We start from the raw sequence: 11442 nt of genomic DNA on the forward strand, positions 1-11442 counted from the left end.
GAAACATGGAAAGCAAAATGATCGAACATGTACACACGAAAAAGTCCGTCGCCAAAATCGTTGGGGGTGTTCTCTGTCTGGCTGTCATTGCGGGCATGGTTAATAGTTCCATTTTAATGACGGACGCGGGCTATACCTATGTTCATCAGAACAACCTGACGGGTGAGCTGGATGTTTTTACCACCCCGGGTATTCATTTCAGAACGCCGTTTCTTTCTAAAATCACCATGTATGATCAGGTCATTACGGTCTCATATGGTAATAATCTAGGTGAAGATTCCCGGCAGAGCTTACCTCCGGTACGTGCAAGTTTTGCGGACACCTATGTCGGAATGATTCCTGTGACATTCAGGTTCAAACTGTCGCAGAATCCGGAAGCGATCAAGAAAATGCACCGTGAATTCAGAAACAACACCAATCTGATTGATGCACTGCTGGTCAAAAACGCAAGAAATGTGACCGTGATTACGGCGACACAGTACACGGGCGAGGAATTTTTTCAGGGCGGTCTGAACCAGTTTAAAACGCAACTGGATGATCAGCTCAGAAACGGCATTTATATGACGGAACGACGTAAAGTCGAAGTTGAAGAGACTGATCTGGCACCGGTAGGTGCGAGTCAGAGTAATGCAAATCAGCTTCAGCGCACAAAACAACTGGTCTGGAAAACGATCCCGGTTCTGGATGAGAAAGGCGTTCCGCGTCGTCAGGAAAACCCGCTGCAGCAATATGGGATTGCGGTTACGCAAATCACGATTGGAGATCCGAAACCGGAAGAGCAGTTAGAGAAACTTCTGGCGGATAAAAAGCGTCTGGTGGCGGAGCGCATTCGTGCCATTCAGGAGCAGGAAACCTCCAAAGCGCTGTCTGATACAGAGCAGCTGAAAAAAGAGATTCAGCGGACACGCGCAGTTCAGGATGCAGTGCGTAACAAAGAGTTAGTGACAATTTCTCAGCAGAAAGAACTGGAAATTGCGAAGGGGGCCGCTGACCGGAAAATTCTGGATGTTCAGAAGAAAAAGGAATTAGCCGAAGTCGAAAAACAGAAAGAACTGGCGATCGCGAAAGCGAACCTGGAAATTCAAAAAGCCAATGCTCTTGCTGCAGAGTATGAAGCGAAAGCAATCCTTGCGAAAGGCCGTGCGGAAGCTGAAGTCTTGCAAGCGAAGTATGATGCACTGGGCGCCAATAAAGCTGTTTATCTGGCGGAATTGAACAGGGACGTATCGACCGCTCTGTATCAAAACCTGAAGAACTATAAAATTGAAATGCCAAAAAACTACTTTGGCGGAAATGACAGCGGTAAGCTGACGACCAATCTGGATATCATCACCGGACTGGGTGCGCTGGGTATTTTAGATAAATCTGAACAATATGCGGACGGTGAAAGGAAAGAGAAGAAAAAACCTTGATGGTTTGAATCACAACTTTAACTTTCGCTAAAATTCAGGGCACGACGAACAGGGTTCATTTCTGTTTAGTCGTGCTTTTTTATTTTCAGCCAAAGAACCATCCTTGTTTTTGTGAATCAATATCACACATGCATATCTGGCCGGAATGAAATCAGGCAAACTCAAACAGATTGATTTCGCTTAATGGACATTGCACTTTGCGTTGTAGTTTTACCTAAATTAGGGAGTATTACTGTCGCTTGGTTGCATGTCACAAAAATTAGATTTATACGTTACTTTTTCGTGAAATCCATTTGAGGAAAAGCGTCATTTTAGCCTTTTCAGGTTCAGGTCTGGCTGTTTTTATGAATGAAACACCTGTCATTGTGACGGTTGATCCAGTGAAAGTGAAAGTATAAATTGTTGTTTTTACTGGATTGTCTTGTTTTCTGGAGTGAATATAATGTCAGGTTATTGACCTATAATTCAGTGTGGCTATTGTGTTTAGACGAATCACTCTATTTCTGCTTATTGTATTTCTCTCTGCGTGTGGCGAAGAAAAAACCTATCCGGAATATCCGAAAGATCGCCAGCAGGGCATTATCAGTGGTGTGGTGTTTGATGCTGCGGTATCGAATGCCAAGGTGAGCGTCTATGAATTTAACAATGGCAAACTGGGCCGTTTATTAGCGGCCACGAATACCAATCCGGATGGTCGCTTTTCAATTGCTCTGACCTCCAGTTCAGCGCCTCTGTATATTGAAGCTGCAGGTGGCGGCTATTTAGATCCCCATTCAAAAAATGTGGTTGTTGTGAATGACCGGGGTCCGCTGAAATTTCGTGCGTATGTCAACTTTGTTGAAGGACAAAGCCGAAATGTCATGCTGACACCTTTAACGAACATTGCCGCAGGTCTGGCTGAATATAATATTCAGCGTTTAGGTCAGCAGACTGCAGCAGCAATTGATTCGGCAAACGCAGCGGTCAACAGCCAGTATGGATTTGATGTCTTTTCTGTGGAGCCTCTGGACATCTCGATGGGGAATTGGAGTGCGACGGCCACGCAAGGGCATCAGTATGGTGCTTTTTTGCTGGCTTACTCTTCTCTGGCTTATGAGATGCTGCAGAAATCGGGCGGCAGTGACAGTGAAAAGGTCATTTATACCTCCTTTAATCTGGCAGATTTACAGTATCGCGACATCAGAGCAACCGGTCAGTTGGATGGCTGGTCTTTAGATGAGATTTCTGCACTGCCGACGGCGCTGTCTTTCGGTCTGCAGCGACTGACCGTCGATTACTATACCAACACTTTGGCACAGCACTTACTCCGTGTTGTGAACAATACGGACCTGAACGTCTCGGGTACCCCTTCCAGTGATTACAGCCTGCTAGTCAACCGCCTGAACAATGCTTCGGGTGGTATTTATGCGCCGCGTGCGCCTGTCTCTATTGATGATGATGCACCGGAAGTGGCTCGCTTTGGCAATGAAGTGCTGTCCGGCGCTGGTCTGGTTTCTGTGAAGGTGACTGATTTCATCGGGATTGAGTATGCAGAAGTCTTCTTACAGACCAAAACGGCAGAAAACGGCTGGGGAGAGCCTGAGAATTGTAAGACGGGTGTGTCTGCATTGTGCAGTGTGGAATCGGAAGCGATCGAGAGCGGTGTTCGTGAAACGCTGGTAGTGACAAAAGTCAACACGCGGGAAATCGATAAATTGTCGGCGGAACCGGTTGAAGCCCGTCTGGTCCTGAAAGTGGCGGATGTTCTGGGAAATGCCGATGATGCACAGTACGTGCCATTCAAATGGGACAATATTGCTCCGGTGATTCATGTAACTTCACCGGCGACGTTTAACCCGGTCAACAAGGCATTCTATACCCTGACCGGAACCATCAAAGATGCAGGTTCAGTGATTTCAAGCGCGACGATCGCTGTGAATGCCGGAGCGCCGGAAGTGTTGAACTGCACGATGCAAAAAGATCCGGACACTCAGGAAGATGTTTGTGCATTTACGCAAAACTTCGATCGGGGGTTGTTCATTGGCGGACAGACCACTTTCTTCCTCACCGCAACGGATGGGAATGGGAATAAAAGTCAGGAACAGCACCTGATTTTGTCGGATACAACAGCACCCACGCAAAGCGTCGCGTTTCCTGAAGTCGCAATGAAGTTCTTCGACGCAGATACCGGCGAGTATCAGGACAACCTGACGCAAGAATATTTCCAGGATCTGTACGGAAAACAGTACCTGAACTTGAATTATGCTTATGCCCAGCAAGGGCTGAAAGGCGTCCATCCGGAAGTCGATTTTGCAGACTTTACGACGCTGGTCCTGGACCAGAATCAGATTCCCTATCTGACGCTGAGTGTTTCTGACGCAACGGGCAACTCAGAAGTGACCAGTTCTTCGGCTGAAGAACTGAATGTCATCGTGACTTATGAAGCCGGTAAGATTGGCGAATCGGCGAAAATCACCCGAACGGTGAAAAGTAGCCTGAACCAGATTCCGCATGAAGTTTACCCGGCACCAGACGCTGACGGGCGTATCAGTGAAGCTCACTATTTTATTCCGTTCGTCAAAGAAATTTTTGGGGCAGATTTTGCCCGGGTTGATGAAGGCTATGCGCAAACCATCACCATTGTGACAGAAGACGGGTCTGGCAATACCTCAGTCCCTTATAAATTCCAGTTTAAATCAACCTTCAATCTGCCTACGATCAAGGTGACGTCACCGTATATTAACGCAAATGCGGTCGTCGAACGTTTAAATGGTTCCGGTCAGTGGGCGTCCGTTGCGTCGTGCACCATGCTGGCTGAACCCGCGAAATCAGGCGGCGGTACACTGAAAGATACGGCCAGCTGCCAGATGCACTCACAGTTTTCAGGTGAAATTCACCGGGTCACGGTGACAGGCAAAGCTGATTTCTACAAATGGAACAAGAAGTCGCTGACTCAATTGGATCTGACAGTTGATCATGGTTTGCGCAGTTATGGCATTGTTGGCGGCGAGTCTGGTGACCGTGAATTTATCGTCACGGAGCTGTCGGTCTTTCAGTCCGGATTCTTTGATTACCTGTTTGATAAATCAAATAAAACACAAGGGACTGCTCAGGGTATTCTCTCGGATGTGAATGCCATGTTTGGTGAGCAGACCAGTCAGTTCTTTGGCTTCAACCCAACAACAACCTATTACGCGAATAATGATGAGTTGCTGACGATTCCAAACCCGCCGTCCAATAAATATCTGTACCGTTTCCTGCTGGAAGCCATGGGCGATATTGCCAACGCGAGTGCGGTTCAGAACAGCACGGATCTGGCAAAACTGTATTACACCGATATCGTCGGAGACGGGAAACCGGATGGGAAGAATGCTGCCGGTCAGCAGCTGTATTTTGCCAATGACCCATTGGGCGAAAGTTATTACCGCGAGAAACTGGGCGAGCATTTCTACGACTTTGTGAAAACAAACTTTACCGGCAAAGTCGATGATAAAGTGGCGATGTACTACGCCAACCGCTTCGCGAAAGCAGACCCGACGCTGCAAAGCCAGAAGGTCTTTAACTCGCCTGTGGAAGCGGTCGATCAGGAACCACCAGCGGTCAGTCTGGATCCGCTGGCCAGTAATGCCATTCAGTTATTCAATAAGTGGTATGTGAGTGGGGATCTGAGCGCGATTGTGAATGTGACCGATCCTTCCGGCCTGGATAAAAGTGCACAACCCACCAAGCTGGAATTGTTTTGGGGTTTGGACACGGAGACGAATGCGACCACGCCAACCGGGATCACGGTCAATAAAATTGATAACGATGCTTACACAGAGAAGCATCAGTTTGGTTTAGACACGGCCAACGATTATCCGGGCATTGCCCGTTTGGATCTGCTGCTGAGTGCGACCGACCGTGAAGGCAACAGCCATGGCTATAATGGCCAGGCGAAAAAAGCGACCATCTTTATCATCGATAACGATCCGCCGAAATATACCTTCATTCCGCCGTTTAAAGCCGACAATCTGCCGGACAACACCTATATCAACACCAACTTTAAACAGACACTCAAGTTTGAGGTGGATGAAAGAGTGGGTGAGGATCCGACCAAGCGTCGTTTCATTTTCCGTAACGGGACGAAAGAGCGTGTGGTGACGCAGGAAGAATCAAAATCTGAGAGTAACACCGTCACCATGTACCTGTGTCTGGATACGCAGTGTGCCGATGATCTGGAAATTCCGAAGCCGGTACATCTGGATGCTGGTTCGTGGACGCTGATCACCGAAGGTGCGGATAAACTGGGCAATTTCATTCCTGCCACCGATCCGAATGTCGGACGTTTCCGGGTGAATGTCGATTATCAGGCACCGGAAGTGCTGGATTCTGATGTGGAACTGCTGGGCGGTAACAGCGAGTGGTCGCCACTCGCAGTGCTGAATAATGGTATCGGTAATGTCAGTGCATTGGGGGATATTGAACTCAAACTGCATACCGGTGCGGGACTGATTGATCTGGCGCCTTGTGGCACGGATTGCTCAACGGTGCCGGCCTATTTGCTGGGTGAGAAAGCCAACACCAAAATGCAGCTGGTCGCAAAAAATCTCGAGCATGGTAAAACCTACACGCTGTATATCACAGCGAGAGATACTGCTTACCCGCCGAATCAGGGTGAGGGCACTTTTGCATTCAAGATTGACAAAATGGGGCCAGCGATCGCGACGCCTACGCTGAAAGACGGTACAGCACCTGAGTTGTCCGGCAATATCATGGGCACGAATTTCATCGCCAATATTGCCAGCATTACCGATGATTCCAGTGTGGAAAATATCAGCTTCTGGCAGGAACTGAGCGCTAGTGACGTCAAACTGGTGGAGCCGTTCAAGCCGGAAGGGCTGACCAATATTAATATTGATCTGCAAAAGGCGAATACGTCGCTGATCAATATCAGCGAAGGTCATCAGATCAAAGTCTTTGTCAAAGCAACGGATAAATATGGCTTCGAGAGCCGCTCAAATGCGGTCTCAACTTACTTCGATAATGAAGGCCCGGCAATCACACTGAACAATTTTGATGAAGTGAATGATTATGTTGAGCCAGGCTATGTGTTCGGTATTTCCGTTCAGGACGAGGGCACAGATCCGATCAAACCGGGTTCAGTCGTTTACTGGACTTACACCGGTACAACGCCACCGCCGGGTGTGGCTGGCACGCAGCCAACCAATCCAAATGAGATTGAAACCAATATGCAGCAGGATTTCACCCTGAAAATCAATGCTGAGGATATTCGTGGCAATCTGCAGGATAAAACAACCTTTGCCATTCAGGTTGATACCACACCGCCTGATGCTTCGCTGACCGCGCGCTATCAGAGCGATAATAAAGAAATTTCTCCGGCGCAGACCATTACTGAAGCCGGGACGATTGATCTGTACCTGGATGCGATCGATCCGGAAAGTGGCATTGATAAAGTAGAAGCAACGCTGTTCCGCGTGGGGACTGAACAGGGCGAAACGATTGTCTTCAGTCCGGTCGCAGGCAACGAAACACAGCGTAAAGCCAGCCTGAATACCCAGATTGCCAATGACGGTAAATATAATCTGGTGGTGGATGTGTACAACAAAACGAAGGTGAACAAAGGCAGACCACGTCAGAAAAGAACCGTAGTACGACCACTGACCGTTCAGCGTGAAGGTTACAGCCTGACTGTTCTGAAACCAGCGAACTTCGGTACGTCTACGTTTGGTCAGAGCCTGAAAGCTGAATTTGGCATTCAGAATGCAGAAGGTGCTGTCCTGAATAAATTGGAGTGCTGGCTGCGTGAAAATTACACCAGCGACAAAGCTCCGGAGAACGATACATCGGGTTACTACAAGGTATACACCAATACCGCTACGCCAGTGTGTCAGTTCGACAACATTGATCGCAATATGTCGAATAATCCGGTATTGATTACGCTCACCACAGCGAGTAATAACGCCAAAGTTGATCAAATCTTCTCGTTCAACATGGTGGATATTGATGCGCCAGTGATCGCGAATAAAGACAACTTTATGCTGAAGAAAGAAGCTGTGGATACGGTTGATGGTGTGAAAATGCTTTCTTTGAGTATTACGGTCACTGATACCTTATCTGGTATGGATGACACCGCATCTGTGAAGCTTTTGAAAGGCCTGAAAGAGTACGAGCCGACGGCTATTCAGCGGAGTAACGGTAATAAGACGATTACATACACATTTACCGGTAAATATGATGATTTAGTTCGTCAAGGGGATGAGGGCCACTTCGTGAAAGTGATGGGGCTGAAAGATCTGGCAGGTAATACAGTGCTGGATGTAGATTCAACCGTTCAGTTACATGTGCCGAATACGAAACCGACGATAGAAATCACAGATAAGAAATCAGGAGATTTCATTAACAGTAAAACGGTTGATCTTGCACTGAAAGTGAGCATTGGTAATGAAGCCAGCATGGATAATATTGTGGTTGATTTGGGTGATGGTAGCGAGAAGTTAGGCTTTTATACACACAAAGGCAATTTCATTGGTGGATACGTAGAGTGTCCAAATGATCCAGCTTATCGATGCACAACATTCATGGCGCAGATAGCTGCTGACTATATTGGTAAAGAGATCACTCCAACCATTGAGGTTATTGATAACTGGGGTAATCGGACTTTTGTGAGTGTGGAATTAGGTATCGATCAAGCGCCTCCTGTTATTTCAGATGTGTATAACATTGGCTCGGACGGAAATGGCAATGTACTGATGAAGTTCGATATCTCTGATGAAGCGAGTGGAATGAATCAAGTTGAATATCATGTGAAGGATTTGGGTGATACATTTATCATTAAGAAGACTTCCGATGATGACAACATCAAACAACTGACATTTGATTCGGCACTCTTGGGGAATGAAAGTAGTTTCCGAGTACTTGTGAAGGCGGAAGACAAAGTCGGGCAAGATATTCAGAAAGAATTCACCGTCAATATTGTTAAGCCGCAAGCGACGCTGGAACTGCTGGGTGCGCAGAAGAAAGATTCGAATATAGTGCTGGCGAACAATACGCAGACATTCAACATCAGCACAGTGACAGATCCAAATTCACGTGCAGAAGTGAAAGGCTACGTGGTGACACTGGATCCACAGGCTGCGGGCCTGAGCCCAATTACGCTGACCGGCACATTCAATGGTCTGACAACGGCGACTGAGATTGCGACCCTGACAGAAAGTATGCAGGGGCCGTATCACCTGAAACTGTCGATACTGGATAATCTGGGCCGTTCACTGCCGAGCTATACCCTGAAAGGGGAAAGTACGCCAGTAACCATGTCACCACTGATTATTGATATGGCGAGTCCGAATATTTTGAATGTTCAGGCAGTGCAAGCTGCTGTTATGCCGACTGTGGATGGTAAATATACCATTCGCTTAACGGCTAATATTCAGGATGCGAACCTGAACAGCACCAAGGTGGTGGCAACATTGGACGGTGGTACGAGCCCGTCCGATTACACCAAGCCGGCAGAAGCGAGTGGCGTGTACACCTTCGACTTTAAGGCAGCCGTGGGTACACATGATCTGATGATTAAGGCCACTGACTATGCAGGAAATGAATTCAGCTATCCGGTTCCAGATGTTGTTGTCGAGCCTTGGACAGTACCTGAAGTCAATATCTATCTTGATAATAGTAGTCAAAGCGAAGTGGGTGGAGATAAAGTAGTTTGGTTTTATCTTGATTTTACTGAGCCTGTGGAAGGACTAACGAAGGAAGATTTGATGATCACCTCCTCGGCTGGAGGAGACGTAGGATATATTGAGCAATTTAATCGAAAAAATAGCACGCATTGGGAAGTGAAATATATTTCGCCAACAGGTGTTAATGCAGATATCAACTTTAGCTTATCAGAAGGGAGCTACATTGCAGCGGATGATAAAATGGTTGGTAAATCTGGCAGTCTTGGAATAAAAGTTGTTGGCTCTCCATTGGTTGCACAAATTTCTTTCCCGGATGGTAGTTCTACGGTTACTAAAGGGCAGAAATTAAGAGTTAAATTTACTTTTAATCGTTCGATTCCGGGGAGTATTACGCCAACACCGAAAAATGGGAGCCTGCCGTGGGATCCAACATATTGGAGTAATTTAAACTTAAATCCAGAACGGACTGAGTTTGTTTACGAATTAGATTCAGACAAATTAAATCAAGGAGCTCAGAGCATCGGTGTTCAGGCTGGATATGAAGATAAATACGAGAATTACGGCCAAGGAAAAACAGCCAATATATACGTTAAGTAAGCACTAAAAATCACCGCCATCCGGCGGTGATTTTTTATCTCCCCCATCAACAGCACCCGAATCTCCCTTCACTTAACCCGTAAACTCACTGGACATTTTTTCGCCGGTCCCGTGCCTCATCAGCGATCTTCAGCCAATGAAAACAAAAGTTGCGTCTTGGTGTATTGAGTTCGTGTGACTATAATTATATGCGCCGTTACTCATATGGGTTTGACATATTCGAAGAGATCAAAAATGAATCAAAAAACGCTGCTTGCTTCACTCATCATTGCATTCTCTGGTCATGCATATGTGGATAATCATTATTATGAAGCGCCGATTGCATCCGGCAAAGGTAGTACGGCCTGGGGAATATTTGCCAAAGCGACCGGTGACTATTTGACAGCCTGAGGTTTTGAAGCGGCTGGCTTAAACAGAAGAAGCGCTATTGCGTCCGGCAATGGTTCAACCGCCTGGGGATTTGCTCAAGCTTCCGGAACCTTTGCCACAGCCTGAGGGTTTGGTGCACAGGCGAAAGGGGATCATGCAACTGCTTGGGGGGATGGCGCGCATGCCATCTGAATCAACTCAACGGCAATAGGTACTAATATGGTCGTCACCGGAGAGAACTCGGTCGGTATCAGTGTGGGTGATCCTGCTCGAGGCCATGATATTCATGGAGAATAAGTGGCGGAGAATAATACCTTTGCTGTTGTGGGGGGCAAAGTGAAGCTATGCAATGGTGCCGTTGTATTTCCGGATACATGTATTGATAATGTGCAACAGATGATGGTCGATAATGAAGATGCCGGTAAATATAATCGAAAATTGATCAATCAGCAGGCGGAGGAAATTAAACTCTTAAAAGCTCAGCTCCAAACCCTGACGCAACAAGTCCTGGCCCTGAAATAAAAAACTGCCGTCTTTGGTTTTGATGTGCAAAGACGGATAAGCGTAGGGTGAGTGTCGAGTTCTGAAGCGCTGCGAGTCACTTCACCCTTCCTCAAGAAATGTATGCACTTGTGTGCTTATTTTGTTCTGGCGTTCTATACCTATAGAGAAATCCACAAACAACGTCAGGTGACTTATGAATCAGCCCGTTTCGAATATTAATCAATTAAAACCGAAACATGGATATGTCATTAACCCGCCGTCTCGCGGTGCTTATGCGGTTGAGCAAGGCTGGTGGAATTTAGGGGAGTGGCATGTTGTTGAACTGGAAGGCGGTAAAAACTTTCCTGCGCAAGAAGGTGGTGCCGCATTTTATGAATCGACCGATGTCAATAGCTTTCAGCCTCCGGTTGATGGTCTGATTTTGAGTGGTGGTCATGAAGATGTTCGCCAGAAACTGAACTATACAGATCAGCAATTGCTCGCTGAAGGCAAAACGCCCTGGCCGCGCTTGACGGTTCCGGCTTCGAAAGTGATTGATATTGAGTGGCGTTATACCATGGCGCATAAAACCCGTGGCTATGTTGCTTTTATTACCAGAGACGGCTGGGATTCAGATCAGGTGATTACCCGCAACCAACTGGAGTCAAAGCCATTTTTTGAAGATATCTACCCTGAAGCACCTTATTGGGAGCATGATTTACCTGCGAAAATTCATCATCAACTGGTGTTACCTGATCATAAACAAGGTCACCATGTGGTGGTTCTGCTTTGGCTGGTTGCTGATACAGGCAATGCCTTTTACCAGACATTTGACTTTGATTTTGGCTGAGTCTGGAACCAGCTAAAGTCAACTATATTCAGGATGGTTTTATCCTGAAAAATCGAGGAGATGAATGTTCATC

5 protein-coding genes are annotated in these 11442 nt (G+C 46.9%); all 5 read left to right on the forward strand.

Features of this window, described 5'->3' with window-relative positions; translation table 11 throughout:
• Nucleotides 1–17 precede the first annotated feature (17 nt).
• The 5 genes from SPK40_RS15670 (at nt 18) to SPK40_RS15690 (ending at nt 11369) form a co-directional block, all read left to right on the forward strand.
• Complete coding sequence (locus SPK40_RS15670; protein WP_248142718.1) at nt 18–1412, forward strand: SPFH domain-containing protein; 1395 nt, start codon at nt 18–20, stop codon at nt 1410–1412.
• A gap of 479 nt (nt 1413–1891) precedes the next feature.
• Complete coding sequence (locus SPK40_RS15675; RefSeq protein WP_330961089.1) at nt 1892–9667, forward strand: hypothetical protein; 7776 nt, start codon at nt 1892–1894, stop codon at nt 9665–9667.
• 234 nt (nt 9668–9901) lie between these two features.
• Entirely contained in the window at nt 9902–10057 is a 156-nt protein-coding gene (locus SPK40_RS15680) for a hypothetical protein (protein ID WP_330961090.1), read from the forward strand.
• Between the two features lie 276 nt (nt 10058–10333).
• The gene (locus SPK40_RS15685; protein WP_330961091.1) at nt 10334–10558 is read left to right on the forward strand and encodes a hypothetical protein; all 225 of its coding nucleotides are present in this window, start codon (nt 10334–10336) and stop codon (nt 10556–10558) included.
• Between the two features lie 175 nt (nt 10559–10733).
• A complete protein-coding gene (locus tag SPK40_RS15690; protein WP_330961092.1) occupies nt 10734–11369 on the forward strand; it encodes a lytic polysaccharide monooxygenase auxiliary activity family 9 protein in 636 nt (211 codons plus the stop codon).
• Nucleotides 11370–11442: the final 73 nt, after the last annotated feature.

It is taken from the genome of Photobacterium sp. 53610 (assembly GCF_036409375.1).
In the GTDB taxonomy this organism is placed as follows: Bacteria; Pseudomonadota; Gammaproteobacteria; order Enterobacterales; family Vibrionaceae; genus Photobacterium.

Bases quoted from the DNA above. Each gene is read 5' to 3' on its own strand.
- SPK40_RS15670 (WP_248142718.1), top strand. From the start codon at position 18: ATGATCGAACATGTACACACGAAAAAGTCCGTCGCCAAAATCGTTGGG.
- SPK40_RS15680 (WP_330961090.1), top strand. From the start codon at position 9,902: ATGAATCAAAAAACGCTGCTTGCTTCACTCATCATTGCATTCTCTGGT.
- SPK40_RS15690 (WP_330961092.1), top strand. From the start codon at position 10,734: ATGAATCAGCCCGTTTCGAATATTAATCAATTAAAACCGAAACATGGA.